This window comes from Bradyrhizobium sp. USDA 376 (genome assembly GCF_054063675.1).
In genome coordinates this window covers 971857-995499 of sequence record NZ_JBSSGN010000001.1, presented here as the reverse complement: position 1 = coordinate 995499, position 23643 = coordinate 971857, and the positions used below count along the sequence as shown (strand labels likewise).

The window sequence follows — 23643 nt, the reverse complement described above, 5'->3', positions numbered from 1 at the left end:
GCATGATCGCACTTGGCGCACTCAAGTGTGCGGATATCGAAGCCGGACGGCCCAGCTCAACACGCTCCAAATGCATCCTTGCGTTGCAGTTTTGACAATGCGGTTGCTGGCTGGGCGAGGAGTGAAACGCGGGACGAGGAATAAGTCTTTGCCATCAACCGTCCACCTGTGCACGTCTACCCAACCCCGAGATCGGCGTGGGAAGGCAGTTTGCCATTCCGAGTTGAGGACGCGTCCTATGTCTTGGATCGCGGTCAGCCGGTCACTTTCGGTACGCCGTTGGGCTTTTTCGGTATCAGCCATTTCCTCATGTCAGCGGCAAAGCCAAGTTGTTCGGCTTTTCTGATGGCTTCGGATCGCATCGATCCGGCCGGCAACTTCTCTGCCCGTGCCAGAGCCTCAGATGCCCGGGCAGCCCAATCGTGACTACCGAGATCGTTGCGCGGCAGCTCTGTCATGTCATGATCTTTACTGCGGCCCTCGCAGGTGACTGTGTTCCCAATCGACAGCACCGGACTTCATCGGGTCGGCGGCTATCTGCGCCTCATGAAAATCGGCGCACCTGATGCAACGCAGGGTCCAGTGCTCGAACCCAGCATGGGCCACCGCAATGTTTCGCACCTCTGTACGCGACTGCCATTTGGGACAACGAGGCTGCGCCGCCGCGCGAGGTGATAGGGTCTTTGCTTGTGATCGGGCAAACTTGCCCCCTGTGGGACAGGCGGGCGCACTATCCAGCTCTCTGTCACCGATGGGTGCCAACGGTCGGGGGGGATCACAGCAATATCGACTCGGAGCGCGGCCCGCTGGTCAATATTGCTCACTCATGAGAATTTGACGGGATGATTGTAATCAGCTGTAGCGGCAAGCCTCTTTGAGAGACACGAGTGTTAGACGCCAACCATTGCCAACTAGCGCGGTCTTTTCGTGCCAGTTTATTTGTGCCCTGGGCTCGCTATTCGAACCTTTGGTCCCCATATCTATGTATGTCTGACCAACCATCGAGGTTGGTCGGAATGGGCCGAGACTTTCAACGAAAGGGGCCCGGCATGTTTAAATCTCAGCAATATCGTGCAAAGGCAGCCGAGTACGGCGAACTGATTAAGCGTTCGATCGGTCCGGCTGAGATCCGTAAATTTCAACAACTGCAGGACCGACTTGCCTCGCTCGCGGATAACGAGCAGGGTCTGGCGGACGACTATGACAATGCAGTGCACGTTGCGGAGCAGGACGGATCGAGCGGCGCAGCACTTGCGGCCGAAGAAGAGCTCGTTTTGCGTTGTCTCGGCGCGGCCATCATCATGCAATGGAACGCCCTGCCGACGACGCTGCGGCGAGAGATCTTCGACACCGCCGGGTCGGTCGGCAAGTTATTGGAGACGGCGGCGCTCCGCGGGCAAATCGCCCGATTTCTGCATAAGCACAAGGATGATGCCGGTCGTCGCGGCAAATTGCCTGTGACAGAAGACACGCCTAGCGATGTGAGAACGGTCGCTCTGGCTCTGTCACGGTGGGACAACGAGGGAGGCGCAGTCCGCGACCTGGCTGCCGATGAAAATAGACGTCAATAACAGGAGGACTCCCATGTCATTTACACAGTTTCGAGTTGATGACGGACCACACACCATGGACGGGCTACGGCTTTTTGCTCTGGATGGAAATGAACGGGTCGAGGCGTTCATGGGCCGGAAGGTGATGGACGTTTGGGCGGAGTCTGTCGAGCATCGTGGAGGACGACAAAGTCTGTTCCGCGATCAATACAATGCGCTTGGCAGGCTGAACCTTGCCGCACTTCAGCGGATTGTGAGCGCGAAATACCAGCGAGGCGCCGCATTCAACCGCCAGCATCCTTTTGTCGAGGTTCTATTCTCTGACATTACGGAAAGCGGCGAGGCTTTGGATCTAAGTGAACTCGTTCGGGAGGCGTTGCCGCCAGCATTTCATAGACTGGCCTGAGACCTGGATCACGAGAGTCCCGCGACTGGAGTCATGTGCGCTCAGTACCACAATCGTAGAAGAATGACCTGCGCTTGGCGATAAGCAGAGCCGCGAAACCACAGCTCGGTCGTGGCGGCAAGATCCTGGAGGATCAGTACAATACAGTCTCGACTCACAGTACATTCAACAACAATTCGGGGAACAAGATCGATATCGACCCCGACAAAAGTGCCCAATGCGATCCGGAATGCCTCCTCGGTGGCAGCTCTCTTGATCAGCAGGATGGCCATCGTCGCCGAGCCGAAGCTCCGGCCGCCGGCGGACACATGGCGCCCGAGAATGTGGATGCCGACGCCGGGACCGGGAGGAACCGATGTTCATTCGGGTACGAGATTCCCATTTTCGCTCTATCGTCAAGGCCGTCAGTTGGAGGATTACCGGTAGTATCGACACCTTTGTGCTGAGTTTCATCTTCACGGGCAGCGTAAAGGTTGCAGGCTCGATCGCCGGCGCTGAAGCGATCACGAAAATGATCCTCTACTATCTTCACGAAAGAGCCTGGTCCGTCATTCTCTGGGACCAGCGAGGTCCTACCGGTGGCGAGTCCAGCTCAACCTGATTCGCGCTTCGGCTCACTGCGCAAGAGCGACTTCGGCCTATTTAGCGGTTGGAGGAGCGAGCGTCGACCGACATAGGTAAGTTCTGCAAAGCGTAGAACAGGAAGATTGCGGTTAAATTCTCTCTCTCGCGCGTCGACACCGCCTGCGCCTGCCCCGATAGGCGATCTTTCTGTAGGCCTCGTTGGTGCTCTCTCGCAAAGCGATCAAAGTGAGCAGCTGTGTATTGAGATCCTTTGAAATGGATTGGAGGTAAAAAAGCTTATCGTCGAGTGACTGCATCGATCCGCCAACCCCCATTTTGGCGAAATATGACCTGAAACTCTTACAGCTGCTGGTCAATATTGACCACCCCCGGATCAATAGATAGCCGTTTTGGTCGCGGGAAGGTCAATTGGTTTCATCTTCCGCAACGAGGTGACCCAAAGCGGGAGTTATTCATCAGGTGCAGAATCGGCGTAGCGTGCTGGCATGCTCGAGCGGATTGCTTGTCCGAGCGCTACCCAAAGACGGCGACGCACCGAAGTCATCGCTTCCGCAAGTCAGTGCCGGCGGTGAGCCCCGGGGGCGGAGGGGCACGTCCTGAGTCTTTAGAATATTGCCCAAGTTAGGACAGGCAATACTCTCAAACGGCTGGAACGATTGATCTTGGGACTTCTTGGTCCTCCGCAATCGGAGATCTTATCTTCGAGAACCAAGCCCACTGACCGGTCGACATTTTGCCCCAATGCCCGGCGGAAGGCTTAGCGGCCTCAGATGCCCCCGCACTGAGGCCGTTGCCTTGGCCGAGGCGAAGGTGTTCACGTGGTGCGCAAAACGACTTGACGAACTGCTTCAGGAACATCGCGAGCAGCCTGTGCCTTGACTAGCGGATCCGGTCGAACTTGGCGTCGCCTCGAAGGTGTCAGCGCTACAAGTGCCCTCTAACTGACAACCTCTGGGCTGGCTTTTGCGCCCGAAGTTCTCGCAACCGCTCCTGATCTTCGGGACCTAGGTGCACTTTGTGGCTTTGCTCGTTGGTCATTCGTTGCATCCACGGTTAAGAGGGGTATGACGATCCGGTACAGGCCGCTTTGGGATGGGAAGCAGGAGAAGTGTACTACGTTGACGCGAAAGCGGAGAACTGTGGGCGACTTGCCTTTGGTCTACCTGGTTCAGCGCGACGATGAAGCGGATGCAAGTGGTCCCGTCACTCGTGGATCATTTCCGCCGGGGAGATGATCTCGAAGTAACACCTTATCGGCGGACTGGGGCAACCTCGTTGACGAACGAGATTATCGCGACTTGCTGCACCGATGCTACGTTCCGGACGACATCCCAAGTTAGCGGCTGAGAGCGCCAAGAAAACTCTCGCGCTACGCCGCAATGCTATTGCGGCGTAGTACCGCCATCATGGTTCGCCAACGCTCGCATCGCTCCCCAAGTGGCATCCCCAGCGCTGTCTGCAATGCTTCGGCGACGGCGTCGGGGTCATACGGGTTGGCGATCTCGGCAGCGTCGAGTTCATAGGCCGCGCCGGCGAAGGGTGAGAGAATGAGCACGCCGGGGTCATCGGGGTCCTGTGCAGCGACATACTCCTTGGCAACCAGGTTCATTCCGTCGCGCAACGGAGTGACGAGAGCGACGCGACTGAGCCGAAAGAAGCCAGCGAGCGAGCGCTGCGAAAAGCTCCTGTTCAAATACTGGATCGGTGCCCAATCGAGTTCCGCGAAGCGACCGGCCACGTCGCCTGCCAGCGCACCGAGCCTCTGCCGCAGCGCACGGTATTCAGGAACGTCGCTGCGCGTTGCAGTGGCGATCTGCAGGAAGCGGACGTGGTTGCGGTACGCGGGATAGCCGTCGAGAAAGGCGGCGAACGCTTTGAACCGGTGCTCGAGTCCCTTACTGTAATCGAGCCGGTCAACCCCAATGATGAGCTTGCGTCCCCGGAGACTCTCCTGCAGCCGGCGTGCCGTTCGGGATTTCACAGCGCGACCGGCCATGTCGGCGATGGCTTCAGTATCGATACCAATCGGGAAGGCGCCGGCGCGTAGATCCCGATCGAAGGCGTGAACGGGGCCATCGGACGAAACCTTGCCGCCTGCGCGGCGAAGGATGGCGTCATGGAAGGCGGTCAAATCCTCCACCGTCTGGAAGCCGACGAGATCGTAAGCGCACAGTGATTTCAGCAGGTCGCTGTAGTGAGGAAGGGTCGCCAGCACCCCCAACGACGGAAACGGCGTATGCAAGAAGAACCCGATCCGTTGTGTGGCCCCGGCGCGGCGAAGTTCCTCGGCCATCGGGATCAGATGGTAGTCATGCACCCAGACGAGGTCACTCGGCCTGAGCAGCGGCGCGAGGGCATCGGCGAGCAGGGCGTTCACCCGTCGATAGGCGGCCAAGTCCCGGCGGGTAAAGTTCATGAGGTCAAGGCGATAGTGGAATAAGGGCCACAGTGCCGCGTTGGAGAAGCCGCTGTAGTAGCCGTCATGGTCCGCGCGGGTAAGATCGACGGTAGCGATGTCACTCCCTCGGTCTCAAAAACGTTCGGCTCTGGTGTTGTTCCTCCAAGCTTGCCACTCCACCCGAACCATAAGCCTCCAGCCCGATGCAGAGCGTCGACGAGGCCGGTCACAAGCCCGCCGCTGCGCTGCGCAGCTTCCCCCGGCAAGGCGACACGGTTGGAGACGATGACCAAGCGGCTCAAGCGGGTTCCCTCCGCACTGTCAGGGTTGCGTCAAGCCCAGCCGCCAAAAGATCTCGGCGAACACGGCACCGCAAATGATCGAGCGGTGACATCCGCCGGAGCCCACATTCGCCTCGGTTCTCACGCGAAAATCCACAAGTCCTTCTACCGGAACCGATGGTCCCGTCATCAGGCAATCTGGGCGCTTGAGGTCGGGCGCGACGCATGGACATTGAGCTGCAAGATCAGGGTGTTACTTGTAAAATACATAAATCCTCTCGCAGTAGATACTCTAGCGACGAGCTGGATTGTTGGGCGCTGTCTAAAGCTGATCTTCGCCAGGATTGCGTCGGCAGACGCCCCGGGTGTGCCTTTCGATCTCAGCCAGTGCGGCGTCGAGCGAGGCGTGCGGCCCTTGCTGTATGCCGGCCATAGTTTCCGAGGCGTGGCCCCCCGGATAGATCATGAATTGACGGGGAGCGCTTTCCGTGATGCGCCCCATCGAGCGGCCGAGCAGGTCCGTCAGCTGCCAAACCGTGCCTCCCTCTGCGGGTGTAACGATCACATCCATGGTGAACCTTGAGTCTGTACGCCGCGCGAACAAACCGTTGCAATAACCGATGGGCGAACTACCGAGTTCCGCGGCCGCGGCATTCTCGGTACTGGAAGGATTGGCGCTTCGGATCGCCCCGCGATCGAGCGAATGGCGCTTAATGCCGACATGTGCGACTATATAGAATGGTCAAAAAGAAAGGTCGAAGGCCAACGTCGGGAGAAGAAATGGCAACCGCTCTCGACCGTTGGGACGAGGAAGGCGGAGCGCAGGAGTTGGCGTGGCCTTTACCCTATGAGGCCAGCGATTTGCGCGATGTGGAGCGCAGAGTCCTGGAATGTCTGGGTGCCGCCCTTGTCAGCGAATGGAATGATCTGCCTACTGACGTCCAGCGCAGGCTCTTCGAGCACGCGGCCTCGGGCAAATCGCACGACGCCACCGTGTTGAAGACGCGGATCGCCCGTTTCCTGCACGATCATAAAGGCGCTTCGGGTGGGCGCTAACACGACTTTGGCAGATTTGTTCACGCCTTGCTCTTCGCTGACCTGTGTTCTGCAGTATCCGTATCGCGGATCTGATGGCTGAAGAATGAGAGCGACGATGGCGGGACGCGCGGCTGGCAGGTTGGGCTGAGGTGGTGGCCGTCGATTCATTTTTGCGCCCCGTCTTGGCAATGCGGAAGTGCTGCAAGAAGGCGTAAGCAATCATCGTCATAAGAGCGTGACGATGAAGACCGTGCCAGAACCGTCCCATCGCGCCATGACGGTTGTAGCCAACCGCCGCAAGTCTATCTCGGCTGGTAGATTTGCGAGATAGCATTTCTTCTCTCCGAGTCGCGATGCTTGCCGATCGCCAACTCGCATTTTTTCACTTGGCATCAGCAAGCATTTCGTCCGCCGGCATCTATACAAATCCGCGATGTGTATTGCCTTGTGTTTGGTGACTTCGCAGCCATCTCATGATAAAGAGATAGCTAATCTCGGCACAGAAAGCACTGTAAACGGATTGCTTCACTATCGCGCCGATGCAAAGCCGTTTCTGAAGGATAGCCGATCATGACCATGCGCTCCCGACGCGAAACGGTCACCTTCAAGCATCCCTTCCGGATCAAGGGCATCGACCGCCTCCTGCCTCCGGGTGCCTACGAGGTCATCACCGATGAGGAGATGATCGAAGGATTGTCGTTCGAGGCGTTTCGCCGGGTTGCCACTATGATCACGGTGCCGGCGGCGCCGCCGCGCACTTCAACGGTGGAGAGGATTTCCATCAACCCGGTCGATTTGGCTGACGCTCAGCGCATTGATGCCGAAGCGCCTCGCGAGTGACGAGCCACTCGATCTCGACAAGCACCGCTGAATGGCTGCACAAGAAGCGACCGACGTCCGGCGTATTCTGGCGCACGTCGAGAACAACGCAATGCCCCTGCGCGATGGGAAGCTTTCTTAAATTTGATGACGCGGCGTCCAACGACTTTCGCACCACACAGCTGGCCTTCACCGGATCCTTAGCCGCCGCGGTCTTGGCAGCTATTTCGTGATGCTCTGAGCGAATATCGTTTCGGGACGGTCTTGTACGTCCCCTTGCGGCGGCTTATGTGCTGATTAGCACTCGCTGGCCACGACTGCCATTTCGTCCAAAGCAACAACAAGAAAACAGGAGGGCAGCATGAAATTCCGTCCGCTTCACGACCGCGTTGCGGTCAAGCGTATCGAAGCCGAAGAGAAGACCACTGGCGGCATCATCATTCCGGACAGCGCCAACGAAAAACCTTCGCAGGGCGAGATCACGGCGGTTGGCCCAGGCGGCCGCGACGAATCCGGCAAGCTGCCCATCGATCTCAAGGTTGGCGACCGCGTCCTGTTCGGCAAGTGGTCAGGTACGGAGATCGAGCTCGATGATCAGGAAGTACTGATCATGAAGGAAAGCGACATTATGGGCGTTCTCACCGAGCTGCCCGCCGCCAAGAAGAAGGTCGCCTAAGCGCCAGTCTGTTTTCCTTATCCCAAGCAGCCAGCGTCTCGAAGGAGAAGGATAAGGCCCGCAAGTTGAACTCACGTCCCTAAAGAGCTCGCCGAGTCGCGCGGTCTTTCGGATTTGACAGTTGAAAACGGAGATCATGATGTCGGCCAAAGAAGTTAAGTTCGGCGTCGACGCCCGCGACAGGATGTTGCGCGGTGTTGAAATTCTCAACAATGCGGTTAAGGTCACGCTCGGGCCCAAGGGCCGGAACGTCGTGCTCGACAAGTCGTTCGGCGCCCCCCGCATCACCAAAGACGGCGTCACTGTCGCCAAGGAGATCGAGCTTGAGGACAAGTTCGAGAACATGGGCGCGCAGATGGTGCGAGAAGTTGCCTCCAAATCGGCAGATGCAGCTGGCGATGGCACCACCACCGCGACCGTGCTCGCGGCTGCGATCGTCCGTGAAGGCGCGAAGGCGGTTGCCGCCGGTATGAACCCGATGGACCTGAAGCGCGGTATCGACCTCGCGGTGGAAGCCGTGGTCGCCGATCTCGTGAAGAACTCCAAGAAGGTCACCTCGAACGAGGAGATCGCCCAGGTCGGCACCATCTCGGCCAACGGCGACGCGGAGATCGGCAAGTTCCTCTCCGACGCCATGAAGAAGGTCGGCAACGAGGGCGTCATCACGGTTGAAGAAGCCAAGTCGCTCGAGACCGAACTCGAGGTCGTCGAAGGGATGCAATTCGACCGCGGCTACATCTCGCCGTACTTCGTCACCAACGCCGAAAAAATGCGCGCCGAAATGGAAGACGCCTACGTCCTCATCCACGAAAAGAAGCTATCTCAGTTGAATGAACTGCTTCCGCTGCTGGAAGCCGTCGTCCAGAGTGGCAAGCCGCTTGTGATTATCGCGGAAGACGTCGAGGGCGAAGCGCTCGCGACCCTGGTCGTGAACCGCCTCCGCGGCGGTCTGAAGGTCGCGGCCGTGAAGGCTCCGGGCTTCGGCGATCGCCGCAAGGCCATGCTGCAGGACATCGCGATCCTGACCGGCGGCCAGGCGATCTCGGAAGATCTGGGCATCAAGCTCGAGAACGTCACGCTCAACATGCTCGGTCGCGCCAAGAAGGTGATGATCGACAAGGAGAACACCACCATCGTCAGCGGCGCCGGCAAGAAGGCCGACATAGAGGCGCGGGTGGCGCAGATCAAGGCGCAGATCGAGGAGACCTCCTCGGACTATGACCGTGAAAAGCTGCAGGAGCGTCTTGCCAAACTCGCGGGCGGCGTCGCGGTGATCCGCGTCGGCGGCGCGACCGAGGTCGAGGTGAAGGAGCGCAAGGATCGCGTTGATGACGCGATGCATGCGACCCGCGCGGCCGTCGAGGAAGGCATCCTGCCGGGCGGCGGCGTCGCCCTGCTGCGTGCTTCCGAGCATCTCAAGGGGCTGCGCACCAAGAACGATGACCAGAAGACCGGCGTCGAGATCGTGCGCAAGGCGCTGTCTGCGCCGGCCCGCCAGATCGCGATCAACGCTGGCGAGGACGGCTCCGTCATCGTCGGCAAGATACTGGAGAAGGATCAGTATGGCTACGGCTTTGACTCCCAGTCCGGCGAGTACGGCAACCTGGTCACCAAGGGCATCATCGACCCGACCAAGGTCGTTCGTGTGGCGATTCAGAACGCGGCTTCTGTTGCGGCGCTCCTGATCACTACCGAAGCCATGGTGGCCGAATTGCCAAAGAAGAACGCCGGCGGTGGCGGCATGCCTCAAGGTGGCGGCATGGGTGGTATGGATTTTTAAGTCCTACTCGTTCAGAGCTCAACAATAGCGAAGGCCCGGCAGAGATGCTTGGGCCTTTTTTGCAGGAACCAGCAAAAAGCGGCCGCCGAGAAGCGTGATGAATTCTCGCCGTTTCACGGATTTCCGTGAGGACGCCTTGTGCAATATCTCAAAATCAGCACTTTGCATTGCAGCCGGGTGGCGGGTGAGAATTGTTACCAAACCAGTCAGGACGCACCCCACCGTTACTGGATTTTGGGAAGTGCATAGCTCCGCCCTGGTTGGTCGCCCCCGTGATTAGACCGAAGACCGCGATCATCTGGGACGCGGGGATCATGAGTAGCAGGCCGGCTACGATCGAGACACCCGGTGCAATAGCGACCACAGCGAGCAGCAGCATAATAGGGCCGAAGGAGTGTTGTGTAGGCGACCCATCAGCCAGCCCAGGGTAAAGCGATCTTGCCGGTGCCTCGTCGTGCAGCCGCTGCAGCAGGACCGAGGCAGGCACAAACACCCCTTCATCGGCGGGCATTGTCGGCTTCAGCTGGTCGGGGCTCGTTGGGACCCGGTACGCCGGGGACAGGATATTTTGGGAGGCGCCCGGTCGACACAGCCGACCCTGCGAGGGTCAGAGCCGACCCAGAAGTAGCAATACGACGAGGATGACCAGGATGGTACCGATGACCCCCATCCCACCGTGGCCATAGCCGTAGCCGTAGCCGCCGAAGCGGCCGCTGAAGCCACCAAGCAGGAAGATGATGAGGAGGATGATGAGGATAAGTCCGATCGACATTGTCCGACTCCTTTGGTGGGACCTTGTGGATATTGGGTCTCACGGTAGTCCGAGTTGAGTGCGCGATCTTCAAGCTTCCGGCGACGACTGTCGGCGGCATCACTGGGCAAGTGCTGTGCTACTTCTTCTCGATTGAAATGCCACCCGGCGCGGCGGACGCGGAGCAGGAGGCAGTTTGAGCTTGAGAGAGGCAGCCTTGGTATTGTTTGGCTCGTGGTCGGCGGTGCCCGTGGCGTTGCCGGGACGAGTCAGTCGCTTCGGGATTGCTGGTCGAGCCGATAGACCCGCCCCGCGCTCGCGCCTTTAGCTCCCTGGCGCAAGTTTTGTCTGTCTTGCGATTCGCCGACTCCTGCAAAAGTCCGCAGGAGGGGCCGATGCAGTTGACCGGATCACAAGGGCGCAGCCGCGCCATCGCGCTCCAGTGCGCTCGAGCGCGCGTTGAGTGGGCATGGTCTGTGACAGAGGTTGCCACGCCCAAACAGCGTCGCTCGTGCGCTCAATACGGGGCGTAGTATTGGCGGCGATAGGGATACGGGCCGCCGTAGTAGCCTGGCGCATAGTAGCCCGGCGCGTAGCCCGGCCCGTAATAGCTACCACCGTAGGCTCCATAAGCGGCGGCTCCAGCCGCGGCACCCAGGATGCCAAGGCCAATTGCGGCCCCCGGAGCGCCGTAGTAGCCGCGACCGCGGTAGTGGCGTCGGTAGTAGATTTCTGTCACCCCGGACGAAGAAGCCGCTTGTGTCAGAAGAGTCGTGCTCGGCGAGATCGGAGCTGCCCCCGAAGGCAGCACCGAGCCGAGCATCGCCGCACCGAAGAGCGCGACCGCAATCGCGTATTTCATTGTCTGCTGGTTCATGGTCGTATCCTCTCGAACTTGGAGCATCTCAAGCGGGAAGTCGATTGCGTGCCGCTGGCCGATAAAGAACCTCGACCCAGGGTGCTCGAAGCGCTGGTGGGGGCGGATCCGAGGATTCGTGGTTCTAAGCGAACTCACTGACCCGCCTCTGTACTCGCGCCGCGACTTAGCCGATTACTTGGCGCAAGTTTTGTCCGCCTTCAAAGCGGCTTCTGCCGAGGCCTTTGTCGTGTGAGCGGCGCCGACAACCTTCATGCTGCCGCCGGTAGCAGGCTGGCTCTCGACAATCTGACACTTCATGGTCGCAGTATCCTGAGCCAGATAGAACGAGGAGGGCGATTGGCCAACGGTTTTGCCAGTCTCCGCCGCGAATGACGGAGAAGCGAATACGAGAACAGCGACTGTCGCTAATAGAATTCTTTTCATAGTATCCACCAATTCTTATGCGTCCGGAATCGGACAAAGAATGAACAGGGCATGCCGACAAGAGTTCCAGCTATCGCCGATTTGTTTGTTGCGTGTGGATCCGTGTGGATCAGTGACAGCCCCGAAAGTCTGTCGACAGGTTGTGCAGCGGGAATCAATTGGCTATAGCTGCGGCCCTCGCAAACATTCTCTCAATCACCGATGGATGCCGAGAGCAGGGCGGCGAGAAGTATTGTGCCGCAACGCAGCGCGAGCTCATGGTCAAAATTGCTCATTCAAGAAAATTTAACGAAAGGGAATTTGCCATCAGATTAGGACGGCATCACTCATCGCAATGTCACTCTTTGGCCCAAGCCGAACGGCAACACTCGCTGAAGGATCGCCGCTAGGCAGAATGGAATTGGGCGATTGCACTGACGAGTAGGCGCAATAGGCGATGCCCATCATGAGCAGGAGCCTGAAGGCCCTTCTAGAAAACGTGAGGGCCTTGAAGCTGAACGACTGATCAGAAAGGCTGCCGAAGGTCCAATGCGTCGATCTATGATGTGACAAGAACTTCTACGGACATCCCGGCGAAGGCGCCGATGCTGCCGACGAAGCTGCCGGACACCGGAATCGTCTGCCGGATGTCGCGCGCGACCGCGACCGGGATCAGATTGAAGCCGCCGAGGCTACGATTCGTCGGGTCGAAAGTGATCCAGCCCGCGCCCGGTACGAAGACCTCGGCCCACGCATGGGTTGATCCCGCATCGCTCGATCCGACGCTCTGTTGCTCTGGATTGTAAAGATAGCCGGAGACGATCCTGGCTCCAAACCCGAGCATGCGTGCTGCTTCGGTGAACAGCACCGCGAAATCCCGGCATGAGCCCCAGCCACGATTTAATGTTTCTACCGGCGTTTGGGTACCCTCATCCTCACTGGCTCTGGTACCGGACAGCTTCCGAAACGCCGACGCTCAGGTCCTTTAGCAGCGACAGCGTATCAGTCCGACCTCCTCGAACGAACATTTGTGCCCAATTTCGTAGGACCCCCGCCGTGTCCGAGTACTGGGGGAGAGCCAGGGCGCCGAGATCGGTCCAATCGTCATCAGAATAGCGGAATGGGTAAGACATGGCCGAGACAGCGATATCGAACACCGGCCATGCAACCGCGTCGAGCTGAAGCTCCGCGACGCTGGCGATCACCAGGTTGGAGGCTGTCATCTGAAACGTGGCCGTCGCGATTGCATTGCCAAACACATCGTGCGCCCAGGTCAAGGCCGCATGCGGCGTCATCGTGACGTTGCTCGAAATCAAGCGGAGCTCGCGGCTTTCGCGCGGACGAAGCATCAAGCGGTGCGGCAACAGGTGCACGTGTTCGTTGAATCGATAAGTCGTCGTGTGAAGAACCTTCAGCATAATCAACGAAAGCTCCGATCGGGGCGGTCTCTGGCCAGGCCCCTTATCCGGTGGTCCCCTCGGGAAGTATGGCCGAGTTGAAGATGCCCATGCAAATGTCGACCCAGACGACCGAAACCGGACGAGGCACCGTGCAAGAACGCTGCGATTCATTCATACGGGTATGTTAACGGGTGTCGATGTGCAAGCACAACATCAGTTCGCGGTGCGATAGGATCCGACAAGTGTGACGTGCTGCAAATGTGTGGACAGCCTCGTGTCGCGCGACATTCCTGCATAGTGAGGCGACTAGGAGGGATCGAACCATGAAGAACCGGCCACCACTTCCGCAACATTTGAGTCGCCATAGGTATCACGCGCTGCCGGCTGCAAATCGAGCTCGTCAAGCTGCAGCGCTGCGTGATTGAGCGCGGCCAGCGTATCCTTGTCATCGTCGAAGGTCGCGACGCCGCCGGCAAGGATGGCACAATCAAGTCGATTGTCGAACATCTAAGCCCGCGTGATACCCGCGTCGTAGCGCTGGGGCCGCCGAGCAATCGGGAACGGTGTTCATGGTACTTCCAGCGTCACGTTTCGCACTTGCCCGCGGCAGGAGAGATCGTGCTGTTCAATCGCATTTGGTACAACCGTGCTGGAGTTGAGCGTGTCATGGGCTTTTGCACCAAGGAGGAAACCGAGGAATTCCTCGAGACCGTGCCGGGTTTCGAAGCAATGATTGAGCGTTCGGGGATCACCCTGCTCAAGTACTATCTTGATATTTCGAAACAGGAGCAGAAGCGACGGCTCGCCGACCGCCAAAGGGATCCCCTGAAGCAATGGAAGATGAGCCCCATCGATGCCAAGGCGCAGAAGCTTTGGAAAGCTTATTCCGAAGCACGGGACAAGATGCTGGAGCGGACGCACACCGTCACCTCGCCCTGGACCGTGGTCCGCGGCGGTGACAAGGAACATGCGCGGCTTAATATCATTCGCGATGTGCTGTGGCGGCTGAACTATCCGGGAAAGCACCGTCGTCTCCGCAGACCCGATCCGGCGGTCGTTTTTCCTTACGATAAAGCCTGCTATGAGCGCGGCCTGATCGAGGCTTAGGTGGCTTACCTTGATGCCTCAGTTTGCATCGAGCGAAATTCTGTAGCCTGCATTTTCGAGAGCGGCGAGGACAGCTGTTGCGATAGTCTTGCATTCGTTGGGCTCTTTGTAAGTTTTCGGCCACACCGTCCCGTTTCCCGCGTCTGGAAAATCAACGAAAGCTGATTGAATAGCGCGTTCGATGATCCGTTGGAGCTTCTCATCCCGTATCATTGCCTTGTCTCCCGCTCTCGACGATCGTCAATACCGCCAGTTTACCTAGAGCCGTTGCGGCGCGCCGCCAATGCGCTCGAGCGCAAAAAAACCTGTTTGAAGGAGCAAAACGTATTCTCGTTCCTCCGATGATCAGCGCAGGCGAGCGTAGCTCTCACCGATTTGCGACGCTCAAGCCAGGCCTCTTTGCGGCTGGCGACGTGGGTGGGGGACGGCGTCTATCGGCAGGCTGTCACGCCGGTCTCGGCTGCATGACGGCACTTGAGGCCACTCGCTTTCTCTTGGCCCAATGTCCTTCCAGCCGGCGCGCTTGTCCTATTGAAGATAGGCTCAACCCTTAAGCAAGGTATGGATGAATTATACAGTAATTTCAATTACATACGAGTTCGCAGTTTTGTTCTGAGTGGCGCGCCAACTGCACGATATTCCGCGATATTTTTGAGATGGGAGTCCCGATCGGGAGTGCCCAGCCTCTTGATCGACTGATCTTGCAAGCGGCGGCGGGCAGGAATCTTGCCCTGGCTCGGAGACTGTTTGCCAGTTTTCGGGGGGGCAGACGCCTGTCGACTGCAAACGCGATTTGTCGTTGCCGCACACGATCCACTCATTCCCGCTCCATCATGTTGGCGATCGCCTTGATGCGGCTTCTGGCGTATTTCGGCAGGCCGGCGCTCAGCGAATCGCCGCTGTTGAAGGAGCTCTTGCCCATGAGCAGTTGCGCGGGCACGAGGTTTCGCAGAACGGGTGTATTGCTGTATTCCCTTTGCTTGTTCAGCACGTCGTTCCTGACCGCAATCAGGATGTAGACCGTTGCGATGGCGGCTTCCCGCTCGGTCGGATGCTGTTGCAGAACCGCAAGCAGCTTGCCGAACTGGATGACCTGGTTCACCCAAAAGATGTTCTGCTCGAGCGCGCTGGTGACTGTGGAGTCGAGCCCTGTCAGCGTCGGCAGCTCGGCAAGGCGCGGCTGCGTGACCAACATGATCTCACTCTGGAACTCGATGAAATCCGGAATCGGTTTTTTGCTCTCCTCGCGCAGCTTGTTGGCAAGCTGAATGCCCGCCGGAATTTTCCCTTCGAACATGTAGCGGGACCGCACGCAGATCGCGTTCGCGTCCTCGCACCAGCGGCGATCCGGCGGACGGTTGTGCGCGGCGCCCGCGTCTTTGTTGGGAACATCGTCGCCCGCACTGATCGGCCAGTGCTTGACTGCCGGATCGATCTGCTCAAGGAACGCGACATTCGCATACCGTGACAGATCCAATGCCGCTGCCGGTCTTGGAAGTCGAAACCGCGCCTCCGCCTGGTAGACCGAGAGCTTCAGCTTCGTTTGCTGGTTGAGCGTGGGCTCAACGAAGCTCGGAAAGAGCGAGAGGAAGCGCCGCTGAACCGGACGTGAGCGGGCCCAATCGTCGAAAGGAATGAGCTCAGTCGAGGAATCGGCGAGCTTGTCGTTGCGTTGGTCGGCGAAGATGACGGTGCGCGGTTTGATCTGTGCGATCGGGACGCTGGTGGCTGCGGGCACCTCCTCCAGCTGGAATTCCTGCGCGGCTGCACCCGCGCAAGCGGCCACGCAGGCGACGATGAGGACAGCGGTACGGTGGAGCCTCATGGGTCAATGCTCAATTCAGCCGCCGCCAGAAATAATCGGGATCGACTCGGAGCGGCGGTCGCGGGAGGCGGTCCTCGTCATCGGGAGGTCCGCGCCAGGAGGGATATTCGTGCGGACCAAGACGCCAGGTCGGGAAAGGAAAGGGCGGCCGGTTATCGCCGTAATGGCGGTTGTCGTAGGACCACTGCTCGAATGGTCCGTCGTCTTCGTTACGACCGCCACGATAGGCGTAGCTTTCTGCGCGCGAGACGATCCGAAATTGCGTATCATCGATTCTGCCCGACGGATCCCTCTTGAGATACTCGGTGAAAGCGCGGCCGGAGCCGGCCGGTGAGGGATCGCCGGTATGGGGATCGATCGACAGAGTAACGAGCTGACGCATTGCTTCGCGCGAAGGGCCGTTCAATGCCATCTTGGGAGCGTGCAGCTCCCAGGCTGCCTGCACGATCGGCTCGAACATCGGCAGCGCCACTTTTGATCCGGTCTGGCCGCGGCCAAGGGAGCGGCGCCCGCCATCGCTGTTGTCGTAGCCGACCCAGATGGCGATGGTAACGTCATTTGTGAAACCGACGAACCAGGCGTCGACCGCATTATCGGTGGTACCAGTCTTGCCGCCGACAAAGGGAGAAAGATGCTTCACCACGCGCGCGGTTCCGCGCGCGAGCACGCCCTGCAGCATTGATTTCAATTGGTAAAACGATGCGCGGTCGGCGGAGCCGATCCAGTCCACCGCACGCGGATCGTGCTGGTAGATTGGTCGGCCGTCCTGTTCGATCGTTTCGATCGCATGGGGCCGGGGCCGGGCACCCTCGTTGGCGATCGCTGCATAGAACGCCGCAAGGTCGATGAGCCGCACGGTTTGGGCACCGAGCACGAACGGGTAATAGCGCATGCAGTCCTTGTAGAGCTGCGCTTCCATCGCGAGCTCGCAGACCCGGTCGAGGCCTCGCTCGGCACTGTCGTCGAGACCGGACGCGAGCAGCTGCACGGTGGCGAGATTGCGGGAGTTTTCCAGCGCACGCCGCAGTGTAATGGCGCCCAAGGCGCCGCCGTCATAGTTCTTCGGCGACCAGAAATCGCCCCCGCGCGCGCCGATCGGTGTCAGCGTAATGGGTTCGTCCATCACCAGCGTGTTGGGCTGCAATCCCTTACGAAGGGCGGCGAGATAGGTCAGCGGCTTCAAGGTGGAGCCGGGTTGGCGCATGCTCTGGACGACGCGGTTGAGCTGGCTTGCCGGATACGAAAAGCCCCCCGCCATCGCGAGAATGCGGCCGGTTTCGTTCCCGAGTACGAGCGCCGCTCCCTGCACGGTTGGTCGAATACGCAGATCGGCACCCGCCGCTTCCTTGCCCTTGGCTTCGCGCAGTTGCACGTAGACCACATCGTACGGCTTGAGGCCGCGCTGGATCGCGGCGCTCCAGGTGTTCAGCGGCAGGATTCTTCCGTCGGTCAGTCCGACGTTGATCGCGTGGCCACGCTTGCCTCGCGCATTCTCCAGGACGACCGCCGATTCCCAGTGAACGTCGTAGAGAGGTAGCCGCGTCGCCTTCAACGCCGCGAGCCAAGCCGGTTCCATGGCCTTCAGGTCTGCCGCAATACGACGGACGGCATCGGAAATGTTCGCCTCGGGTCCCTCAAATTTGTAGCGGCCGGTGTTCAGCTCGTACCGCGCGAGGCCCTCCTGCAATGTCGCTTCGACTACGCGCTGCAAGGCAGAGTTGATGGTCGAGCGCACCGTGTAGGAGGAGTCGGTGAGAGTATCGAGGCCCGCGGCCAACTTTGCCTCGCGGGCGATGTGGTCGACGAAGTGAAAGCCGAAGTCCCGTCGCGTCGGCAGATACCCGACCAGCTGCGGCAATATTGCTTTCGCCGCGGCGGCGTCGATCATGGCGTCGTCCCGCATGCGACCGAGCACGTAGGCAAGTCGCTCGCGCGCGCGCTCGGGGTGGTGGTCGGGATTGAAGTAGTTCGGTCCCTTGGCGAGCCCGGCGAGGAGGGCGCCCTCGACGGTGGAGAGCGCCTTGGCCGGCTTGTCGAAATAGCTGCGCGCCGCCATCTCGATGCCCCAGGCTCCGCGACCGAGATAAATCGAGTTGAGATAGAGCTCGAGGATTTCCGCCTTGGTCAGGGCGCGCTCCATCCGCGAGGCAACGATCATTTCGCGCAGTTTTCTTTCGTAAGTGATGTCGTTGCCTACCAGCAGGTTCTTGGCGACCTGCTGCGTGATGGTCGAGCCGCCCTGCGGCCGGCCCCGGTGCGTGAAGTTGCCGATGAAGGCGCGGACCAGTCCGCGCTCGTCAATGCCGGCGTGTTGGAAGAAGCGCTTGTCCTCGGCGGCGACAAATGCGTTGCGCACCGCTTCCGGGATATCCGCAAGCTTGACCGAGATGCGGCGGTTGTTCGGCGCGTAGATCTCAGCAAGGCGCTCGCTCTTGTTGTCGAGGACTACGCTGGTGCCGGAAAGCCTGAGGTGCTTAAGCTGCGTCGCGTCGGGCAGATCCTTGACCGCGCTGTTGTAGAAGGCGATGACCTGACCAAGATCGACCGGAGACTCTTCCACATTTTCGACCTTGCAGAACTGCCTATAGGCCACATGGAGATCGGTCAGATTCAGTCCTTTGAGCGCCTTGATCTCGCTGTTCAACGCCTCCTTGTTATCCATGGCAGTGGCAATCAGATCGTCCAGGTTGATGTCCTCGATGTCGAAAGCCTTGTGCATGTGGGCGCAGCCGGCACTCAAAAGCTGCGCCACCTCGAAGCGGTCGTGCACCGCATCGAACTCCGTCTTGACCCCATCCGGCCGGGTAGTGACCTGGCTGAAGGCAAGCGCCGTGGCGAAGATCTTGATGAGTATCGAGTCCATGACCGGCCGACGGTCGAAAAAACCGCCTCCGTAAGGTCGTAGAACAATAACAAACAAGACCGTGTTGAGGAAAAAGTTCCTGGGGTGACGCCGCCCCGCGTCTTCATGATGGCTCCGACCTGGCCGCGGAACCAACGCCGAGGCCCGTGCGTTTTAGAAAGACCGAATTGGCAGCGCACTCATGAATGCCCCTCTTCCAGTCGTGCTTGCCGTGGCGCTTCTCAGCGTAGCCGTCGCCACGATGCCTGCGGATGCTGCTCCTCGAAAAAAGAACACCCGGACACTTGCCGCAGTCTCCCCTGCAGCCAACGTTGCTCAGCCGCCCACGGACAGATTTTTGGCCTGCGACGTCCGGGTGCGAGATTATCTTCGCGAAGGCGGAGCGGTGGCACGGGTGACGAAGATCGAAGTGGACGATGCCCGACTGCAGTTGAACATCCATCATGAGTACGGGGAGGCGGGAAAGTCGTCTCGAAAATACCTCCGCGGGGACACTGAAGAAGAAATGCGCAAAAATCTGCGCGGGATATTGGATGAATTCGCTGCGGCTGCGAAGGCGGCAACGGCTGGCCGCGCTTGGTATGTGGTCGCTGCTCGCAAGGTCATGCCGGACCCCCGCGATGGTTCGAGCGAGACCACGAATCCGTGGACGGCCGTTGTTCTCGCGGATTTCGAGGGAAAATGCAGACCTATCACGTTCTATCAGTCTGTCGATCGGACCAAGCTCGATCCTGAACTGAGCAAGAAATTGGATGAGTGAAGCTTTGCGCTTGAATTGATCTGCAGTCGTAGCGACCAATGTCGCCAATCAAGCGTCGCCGTTGCAGCGCCTTTCGTGGCTTACCGGATCCTTGTCACCACGTCGGGGCGGTTTTTCTCAAGCCAGGCGACGGCCTCGGGTCCATCGACGACGCACTCGAAGGTTTCCCAGGTCGGGTCCTCCAGGGATTCCGATTGCAGTCGCTTCGCCGCATACTCGACGAGATCGTGCAGGCCTTCGTATCCTCGTCGGTGCTCGAGGGACTCCGCAATCGCCTTGCTGGTCCATCCTGTTGGGCCAAATCGATGATGCTCGGAGCATCAGCCTCGCTGAACCACGGCGTGGCATCGAACTCGATGCAGCGGACATTGTCGGCGGTATGGCAAGTGGCGTGGATCATTGGATTCCTCCGTCCTGCGCTAAAGCATGATCCGGACCTGGAGGGCCGCGTTCGCGCAAAGTGCGAAGCGGTTTTCCGGAAAGATCATGCGCAAACAACAACCTGAAGCGCGATGACGATTCATCCAAATCTCATCGCGCTTTGGCATTGCACGTCTCGCACCGCTGCTTGCACGCCCTGAGCCTTTGACCAGGTCCCCCAGTAGGTTCGCGGCCACCATCAGCTTCGCGAGCGTCAGGCCGCCGGCGACAATCTCCTCGACCGTACGGCGGATGCGCGTCGCCTCGGGATGAGCTGAACGATGGCGCTCGGAACGTTGATTTTGAATGCTTTCTCGGTTCGAACGGCACCAAGCCGCCTAATACGGTGCCGCTGCAGTGCCATCCAAAACAATGTGCAGACAAACACTTACGAGCCCCGACGGCCCGGAGCGACACCGTCGCTTTTATCTAGCCGTCCTAATCGGTCGAGATCCACACCCAACTCCCGGCCGGTAAGGTCGGGTATTGTCGATAGCGGACCAGAAGGCGGACATGGCAATGCCTACGCGAATGACCCCGTTGCGGACATTTCAGCCTTGCGTTCGATCTGAGATATCGTGCAGCCTGTGAGGATAACTCCATCGGCCTTTTTTAGAACCAGGACATTCGCCAAATGCCAGCGCCTACGCCAAACCCCCGTGGAGGAGAGTTTTGGAACAGCACCATGGGTCACTCATGGGTTTCGCAGCAAGCAGTGATCAGTGACGTCTTCACGTCGGTCACGAGCGTCAGCTTAGATGCCGCGGCAGCAAAGCCGGGCGAGCATGTGATCGATATCGGATGCGGCACCGGCGACACACTGTTGGCCTTTGCTAAGGTTGTTGGACCGTCAGGCGCTGTGTTGGGCGTCGACGTCTCGGTCCCGATGCTTGACTTCGCCAAGCATCGTGCCGCCGAGGCGACACTTAGCAACACAGCCTTTGCACTGGCCGACGCGACGAGCTACGCCTTTGAACCGCGCTGGGCGGATCTAGTTTATTCGCGATTCGGCGTGATGTTCTTCGATGACCCTATCAGGGCCTTCACGAATATCCGCAGCGGCATGAAGACAGGCGGGCGGCTGGTGTTCGTCTGTTTTCGGACCATGCCGGAGAGTCCGTGGTTTCGCGTGCCGATCGAGGCTGCACGGCCGCATGTGCCGCCTCAGCCGCCGGTGGATCCATTGGCACCGGGAATGTTTTCGCTCGCGCGCGAGGACCGCCTACGTGGCATCCTGACTGAGGCTGGGTTTCGCGAGGTGGCACTCGAGGCGACCAACGTGCCGATTCACGGTAAGGACACCACGCAAAGCATGGCATTCATCACGCAGGCTGGCCCGTTGTCTGCGCTCCTCGAAAATGCCTCGGGCGAGCAACGTATACGCGCCACAGAAGCGGTTCGCAACGCGCTCGCCGCAAATATCGGAGCAGACGGGCGCGGCCTGCATGTGGCTCTGTGGCTTGTGTCGGCGGTAGCCTAGCGAAGCCAATCCGCCTCAAAAGCAGCTTTGCCAAGTCTGCTCGTGGCCCATCACGTCGATCCCGCGACTGGTCGACAGGGCCGCTATCGAAGGGTAACCGGACCACTAGCGAAATCGGGCAAGACAGCCGCCCATGAGGCGTAGCGCAAGATCGTAGTCCGTCACTGGTTATCCGGCCGGGTCGTCTCGGCGGCCGCTGCCTCATAGCGCCACGGCGAAAGAATAGTGCCCATCTTCATCGACCGTGGCGCGCCATTTTTATCTTGCTTCTGAGCGGTCGGTAGGTCGGCAGCACTCTCCTCGGATGCGGCGTCCGCTTGCCTTGAGCGAGGACGACCAGTCTGCTGCCTCTCAGTCCCGGACTGTCGTAGCGCTGCGCCGATCGAGTGGATCGAACGGAAAGTCGGCGGGCACCAGAACTTCGCGGTGATCCGCCATCACCTTGTCGATGAAGGCGACAGCGGCTCGCACCCGCGGGCTACGCCTCAGGTCCTCATGATAGACAAGCCAAAGCGTCAGGGGCGCCATGGCGTGCGGGACGCGCACCCGCCGCAGCGCAGGGTCGCGCTCAGCCGCGAAACAGGGCAACAGACCGCAGCCAACTCCGCCTTGTACCGCCGTTATAAGTGCCTGCATCGTGTTCGAGCGCAGCACCACTCGGTCGCGAGCCCAGCGGAGCAGAGGTTGCGGGTGTCACTCTGGTGATCAGTGCGCTCGTCCTGAACAGCTTTCAACCGACGGCGCGAGCAATTCCGGGATGATCGAAAAGGCCGCTATCGAAGGTATCCGAACCGCCCCGGGACAGCCGGTCGCGGTAGGCGCCTTTGGGGCAAGCCGGCCCTTCACCATCGGGACGCGCTCGACGAACTGGGCAAACTTGGTTATCGCGTCAGCCGGCGGGCATGGTTCCCCCTGGTGCTGTTTAGGACCTTGGTTCCCTCTGGTGCTGTTTAGGACCTTTAGGGCGCAGCGAGCGTTGAGGCAATAGCGCCGGGGCAGGACCGCGAACCCCGGAGTTCGGATCATGAGCACGATCCCTGCTGACCTTGAAAGAAAGTTCGAACAACGGTGGGCTGCCAGATTGGCGCGGTCCATTCCACCGCCATTTGCGCGCCCCGCCTGTCCGATGTGCAAGGCCCAGATGATGCTCGTCAGCATCGAGCCAGAAAGCCCAAGCGTGGACTTGCACATGTTTCGATGCGCTGTCTGCAATCACGTACTTACGACCTTCGCAGCGCATGAAGATCCCAGGCATTCCAAGGGCCGCTGGCTTCAAGGCGATTTGCGCCCACCGAAGTAACCCGCGCTGCAAGTCGTGACCGAAGGCGAGACGCCGCGGCTGCCGGAAGGTTTCAGGGTCGAGTTCGACAAGGATGGTTGGCGGACTCGCATGAGGCGGCGATATCCTCAATGCATCCGCCGCTCTGACTGATCTTCACTAATCCGCCGGCCGGCTATGGCATGACCATGTCCGATGACTGGACCAAACGAGCGACGAACATCCTTCGAGAACTTCATGCTGCTGAGACGGAGCTAATCGGCAGGGGTGTTATCCTGACCGACGGCAAGGCGGGGACGATTGATCGCGTCTTCCTTGACGAGGTGCACGGGCTCCGGATCTCGATCGGTGGCCACGACGGCAAGTGGCCGATTTCGACTGTGAAGCTTCTAGACTCCGGTTTCACCAGATAGCGCAGGCTGGCCGCGGCAACGACCGATCGAGGCTGGGGGGCGGTCGCAGATTAGTCGCTGGAGCGAGTAATCGGCCGTCGCATCACAGCGCTACAGCGAAACAATAGTGCCCATCTTCATCGGCCGTGGCGCGCCATTTCCGCTTCGCTTGCGACGCCGCCAATCAATAGTGGCCTTTGCCGCGCTTCCTGTGGCTTACGGGATCCCTGCCACGACGTTGGGCCGGTTCTGCCTGAGCCAGGCGATGGCCTCGGGTCCATCGACGACGCATTCGAAGGTTTCCCAGGTTGGATCCTCCAGGGATTCCGACTGCAGTCGCTTCGCCGCATAATCGACGAGGTCGTGCAGGCCTTCGTATCCTCGTCGGTGCTCGAGCGACTCTGCAATCGCCTTGCTGGTCCATCCTCGTTGGGCCAAATCGATGATGCTCGGAGCATCAGCCTCGCTGAACCACGGCGTGGCATCGAACTCGATGCAGCGGACATTGTCGGCGGTATGGCAAGTGGCGTGGATCATTGGATTCCTCCGTC

General features: G+C 59.6%; 23 protein-coding genes and 2 pseudogenes. 11 read left to right on the top strand and 14 right to left on the bottom strand.

The genetic code is table 11. The annotated features are described in order from the left end of the window. Window positions 1–254: 254 nt before the first annotated feature. Window positions 255–458, bottom strand: a complete 204-nt coding sequence (locus ACVJ19_RS04555; RefSeq protein ID WP_453948207.1) for a hypothetical protein — start codon at window positions 456–458, stop codon at window positions 255–257. A 591-nt stretch (window positions 459–1049) separates the two neighbouring features. Between ACVJ19_RS04555 and ACVJ19_RS04550 the strand changes: the two genes are divergently transcribed. Together ACVJ19_RS04550 and ACVJ19_RS04545 are read left to right on the top strand one after the other, a co-directional pair. Continuing rightward, complete coding sequence (locus ACVJ19_RS04550) at window positions 1050–1571, top strand: hypothetical protein (protein ID WP_453948206.1); 522 nt, start codon at window positions 1050–1052, stop codon at window positions 1569–1571. Between the two features lie 13 nt (window positions 1572–1584). Further along, entirely contained in the window at window positions 1585–1956 is a 372-nt protein-coding gene (locus tag ACVJ19_RS04545) for a hypothetical protein (RefSeq protein WP_018643682.1), read from the top strand. A gap of 41 nt (window positions 1957–1997) precedes the next feature. Here the strand turns inward: ACVJ19_RS04545 and ACVJ19_RS04540 are convergent, their stop codons facing one another. Beyond that, window positions 1998–2228 carry a hypothetical protein gene (locus ACVJ19_RS04540; RefSeq protein ID WP_453948205.1) on the bottom strand — a complete coding sequence of 77 codons (231 nt, stop codon included), beginning with the start codon at window positions 2226–2228 and terminating at the stop codon, window positions 1998–2000. An 83-nt stretch (window positions 2229–2311) separates the two neighbouring features. Here ACVJ19_RS04540 and ACVJ19_RS04535 point away from each other — a divergent pair, with 83 nt between their 5' ends. Continuing rightward, window positions 2312–2557: a DUF2061 domain-containing protein gene (locus ACVJ19_RS04535; protein ID WP_018643684.1), complete on the top strand. Its 246-nt coding sequence runs from the start codon at window positions 2312–2314 to the stop codon at window positions 2555–2557. 1353 nt (window positions 2558–3910) lie between these two features. On the opposite strand, the gene ACVJ19_RS04530 is transcribed toward ACVJ19_RS04535, so the two are convergent. Both ACVJ19_RS04530 and ACVJ19_RS04525 read right to left on the bottom strand, forming a co-directional pair. Beyond that, on the bottom strand, window positions 3911–5056 hold the full coding sequence (locus tag ACVJ19_RS04530) for an alpha,alpha-trehalose-phosphate synthase (UDP-forming) (RefSeq protein WP_456739520.1): 1146 nt from the start codon (window positions 5054–5056) through the stop codon (window positions 3911–3913). A 486-nt stretch (window positions 5057–5542) separates the two neighbouring features. Next, entirely contained in the window at window positions 5543–5791 is a 249-nt protein-coding gene (locus tag ACVJ19_RS04525) for a hypothetical protein (protein ID WP_453948204.1), read from the bottom strand. Between the two features lie 209 nt (window positions 5792–6000). On the opposite strand from ACVJ19_RS04525, the gene ACVJ19_RS04520 reads away from it, so the two are divergent. Then, window positions 6001–6276: a hypothetical protein gene (locus tag ACVJ19_RS04520; RefSeq protein WP_018648614.1), complete on the top strand. Its 276-nt coding sequence runs from the start codon at window positions 6001–6003 to the stop codon at window positions 6274–6276. Window positions 6277–6304: 28 nt separating this feature from the next. Here the strand turns inward: ACVJ19_RS04520 and ACVJ19_RS04515 are convergent. Then, window positions 6305–6642: pseudogene (locus ACVJ19_RS04515) on the bottom strand (IS701 family transposase); the annotation flags it as partial. A 186-nt stretch (window positions 6643–6828) separates the two neighbouring features. Between ACVJ19_RS04515 and ACVJ19_RS04510 the strand changes: the two are divergent. From ACVJ19_RS04510 to groL, 3 genes are all read left to right on the top strand, one after another. Beyond that, on the top strand, window positions 6829–7098 hold the full coding sequence (locus ACVJ19_RS04510; protein WP_092216775.1) for a hypothetical protein: 270 nt from the start codon (window positions 6829–6831) through the stop codon (window positions 7096–7098). Window positions 7099–7438: 340 nt separating this feature from the next. Next, window positions 7439–7753 (top strand): co-chaperone GroES, encoded by a 315-nt coding sequence (locus tag ACVJ19_RS04505; protein ID WP_453948203.1) that lies wholly within the window; start codon window positions 7439–7441, stop codon window positions 7751–7753. Window positions 7754–7892: 139 nt separating this feature from the next. After that, a complete protein-coding gene (gene groL / locus ACVJ19_RS04500; protein WP_453948202.1) occupies window positions 7893–9533 on the top strand; it encodes a chaperonin GroEL in 1641 nt (546 codons plus the stop codon). Between the two features lie 607 nt (window positions 9534–10140). Here groL and ACVJ19_RS04495 read toward each other — a convergent pair. From ACVJ19_RS04495 to ACVJ19_RS04480, 4 genes and pseudogenes are all read right to left on the bottom strand, one after another. Further along, entirely contained in the window at window positions 10141–10305 is a 165-nt protein-coding gene (locus ACVJ19_RS04495) for a DUF3309 family protein (RefSeq protein ID WP_018646276.1), read from the bottom strand. Between the two features lie 496 nt (window positions 10306–10801). Next, complete coding sequence (locus ACVJ19_RS04490; protein ID WP_453948201.1) at window positions 10802–11161, bottom strand: hypothetical protein; 360 nt, start codon at window positions 11159–11161, stop codon at window positions 10802–10804. A gap of 964 nt (window positions 11162–12125) precedes the next feature. Further along, window positions 12126–12990 (bottom strand): annotated as a pseudogene (locus tag ACVJ19_RS04485) (transglutaminase family protein). Window positions 12991–13272: 282 nt separating this feature from the next. Next, on the bottom strand, window positions 13273–13473 hold the full coding sequence (locus ACVJ19_RS04480; RefSeq protein WP_453955322.1) for a hypothetical protein: 201 nt from the start codon (window positions 13471–13473) through the stop codon (window positions 13273–13275). On the opposite strand from ACVJ19_RS04480, the gene ppk2 reads away from it, so the two are divergent. After that, a complete protein-coding gene (gene ppk2 / locus ACVJ19_RS04475) occupies window positions 13384–14073 on the top strand; it encodes a polyphosphate kinase 2 (protein WP_453948199.1) in 690 nt (229 codons plus the stop codon). The genes ACVJ19_RS04480 and ppk2 overlap by 90 nt on opposite strands. An 18-nt stretch (window positions 14074–14091) precedes the next feature. Here ppk2 and ACVJ19_RS04470 read toward each other — a convergent pair whose 3' ends face one another. The 3 genes from ACVJ19_RS04470 to ACVJ19_RS04460 all read right to left on the bottom strand — a co-directional run bounded on the left by ACVJ19_RS04470 (window position 14092) and on the right by ACVJ19_RS04460 (window position 18761). Next, window positions 14092–14286: a hypothetical protein gene (locus ACVJ19_RS04470; protein WP_038935057.1), complete on the bottom strand. Its 195-nt coding sequence runs from the start codon at window positions 14284–14286 to the stop codon at window positions 14092–14094. A 604-nt stretch (window positions 14287–14890) separates the two neighbouring features. Then, complete coding sequence (locus ACVJ19_RS04465; protein ID WP_456739353.1) at window positions 14891–15859, bottom strand: hypothetical protein; 969 nt, start codon at window positions 15857–15859, stop codon at window positions 14891–14893. Between the two features lie 49 nt (window positions 15860–15908). Continuing rightward, complete coding sequence (locus tag ACVJ19_RS04460) at window positions 15909–18761, bottom strand: penicillin-binding protein 1A (protein WP_453955073.1); 2853 nt, start codon at window positions 18759–18761, stop codon at window positions 15909–15911. A gap of 181 nt (window positions 18762–18942) precedes the next feature. Here ACVJ19_RS04460 and ACVJ19_RS04455 point away from each other — a divergent pair, with 181 nt between their 5' ends. Then, the gene (locus ACVJ19_RS04455; protein WP_453948197.1) at window positions 18943–19521 is read left to right on the top strand and encodes a hypothetical protein; all 579 of its coding nucleotides are present in this window, start codon (window positions 18943–18945) and stop codon (window positions 19519–19521) included. 1054 nt (window positions 19522–20575) lie between these two features. Next, window positions 20576–21421 (top strand): class I SAM-dependent methyltransferase, encoded by an 846-nt coding sequence (locus ACVJ19_RS04450; RefSeq protein WP_453948196.1) that lies wholly within the window; start codon window positions 20576–20578, stop codon window positions 21419–21421. Between the two features lie 351 nt (window positions 21422–21772). Here the strand turns inward: ACVJ19_RS04450 and ACVJ19_RS04445 are convergent, their stop codons facing one another. Further along, window positions 21773–22075 carry a LysR substrate-binding domain-containing protein gene (locus ACVJ19_RS04445; RefSeq protein WP_453948195.1) on the bottom strand — a complete coding sequence of 101 codons (303 nt, stop codon included), beginning with the start codon at window positions 22073–22075 and terminating at the stop codon, window positions 21773–21775. Between the two features lie 807 nt (window positions 22076–22882). Here ACVJ19_RS04445 and ACVJ19_RS04440 point away from each other — a divergent pair. Further along, window positions 22883–23113: a hypothetical protein gene (locus tag ACVJ19_RS04440; RefSeq protein WP_018646781.1), complete on the top strand. Its 231-nt coding sequence runs from the start codon at window positions 22883–22885 to the stop codon at window positions 23111–23113. 195 nt (window positions 23114–23308) lie between these two features. Here the strand turns inward: ACVJ19_RS04440 and ACVJ19_RS04435 are convergent, their stop codons facing one another. Then, the gene (locus ACVJ19_RS04435) at window positions 23309–23629 is read right to left on the bottom strand and encodes a hypothetical protein (RefSeq protein ID WP_453948194.1); all 321 of its coding nucleotides are present in this window, start codon (window positions 23627–23629) and stop codon (window positions 23309–23311) included. Between the last annotated feature and the right edge of the window lie 14 nt (window positions 23630–23643).

Bases quoted from the DNA above. Each gene is read 5' to 3' on its own strand.
- ACVJ19_RS04505 (WP_453948203.1), top strand. From the start codon at position 7,439: ATGAAATTCCGTCCGCTTCACGACCGCGTTGCGGTCAAGCGTATCGAA.
- ACVJ19_RS04545 (WP_018643682.1), top strand. From the start codon at position 1,585: ATGTCATTTACACAGTTTCGAGTTGATGACGGACCACACACCATGGAC.
- ACVJ19_RS04480 (WP_453955322.1), bottom strand. From the start codon at position 13,473: ATGTTCGACAATCGACTTGATTGTGCCATCCTTGCCGGCGGCGTCGCG.
- ACVJ19_RS04540 (WP_453948205.1), bottom strand. From the start codon at position 2,228: ATGGCCATCCTGCTGATCAAGAGAGCTGCCACCGAGGAGGCATTCCGG.
- ACVJ19_RS04555 (WP_453948207.1), bottom strand. From the start codon at position 458: ATGACAGAGCTGCCGCGCAACGATCTCGGTAGTCACGATTGGGCTGCC.
- ACVJ19_RS04550 (WP_453948206.1), top strand. From the start codon at position 1,050: ATGTTTAAATCTCAGCAATATCGTGCAAAGGCAGCCGAGTACGGCGAA.
- ACVJ19_RS04490 (WP_453948201.1), bottom strand. From the start codon at position 11,161: ATGAACCAGCAGACAATGAAATACGCGATTGCGGTCGCGCTCTTCGGT.
- ACVJ19_RS04510 (WP_092216775.1), top strand. From the start codon at position 6,829: ATGACCATGCGCTCCCGACGCGAAACGGTCACCTTCAAGCATCCCTTC.
- ACVJ19_RS04440 (WP_018646781.1), top strand. From the start codon at position 22,883: ATGACCATGTCCGATGACTGGACCAAACGAGCGACGAACATCCTTCGA.
- ACVJ19_RS04520 (WP_018648614.1), top strand. From the start codon at position 6,001: ATGGCAACCGCTCTCGACCGTTGGGACGAGGAAGGCGGAGCGCAGGAG.
- ACVJ19_RS04495 (WP_018646276.1), bottom strand. From the start codon at position 10,305: ATGTCGATCGGACTTATCCTCATCATCCTCCTCATCATCTTCCTGCTT.
- ACVJ19_RS04435 (WP_453948194.1), bottom strand. From the start codon at position 23,629: ATGATCCACGCCACTTGCCATACCGCCGACAATGTCCGCTGCATCGAG.
- ACVJ19_RS04455 (WP_453948197.1), top strand. From the start codon at position 18,943: ATGAATGCCCCTCTTCCAGTCGTGCTTGCCGTGGCGCTTCTCAGCGTA.
- ACVJ19_RS04470 (WP_038935057.1), bottom strand. From the start codon at position 14,286: ATGATACGGGATGAGAAGCTCCAACGGATCATCGAACGCGCTATTCAA.
- ACVJ19_RS04460 (WP_453955073.1), bottom strand. From the start codon at position 18,761: ATGGACTCGATACTCATCAAGATCTTCGCCACGGCGCTTGCCTTCAGC.
- ACVJ19_RS04535 (WP_018643684.1), top strand. From the start codon at position 2,312: ATGTTCATTCGGGTACGAGATTCCCATTTTCGCTCTATCGTCAAGGCC.
- ACVJ19_RS04450 (WP_453948196.1), top strand. From the start codon at position 20,576: ATGCCAGCGCCTACGCCAAACCCCCGTGGAGGAGAGTTTTGGAACAGC.
- ACVJ19_RS04525 (WP_453948204.1), bottom strand. From the start codon at position 5,791: ATGGATGTGATCGTTACACCCGCAGAGGGAGGCACGGTTTGGCAGCTG.
- groL (WP_453948202.1), top strand. From the start codon at position 7,893: ATGTCGGCCAAAGAAGTTAAGTTCGGCGTCGACGCCCGCGACAGGATG.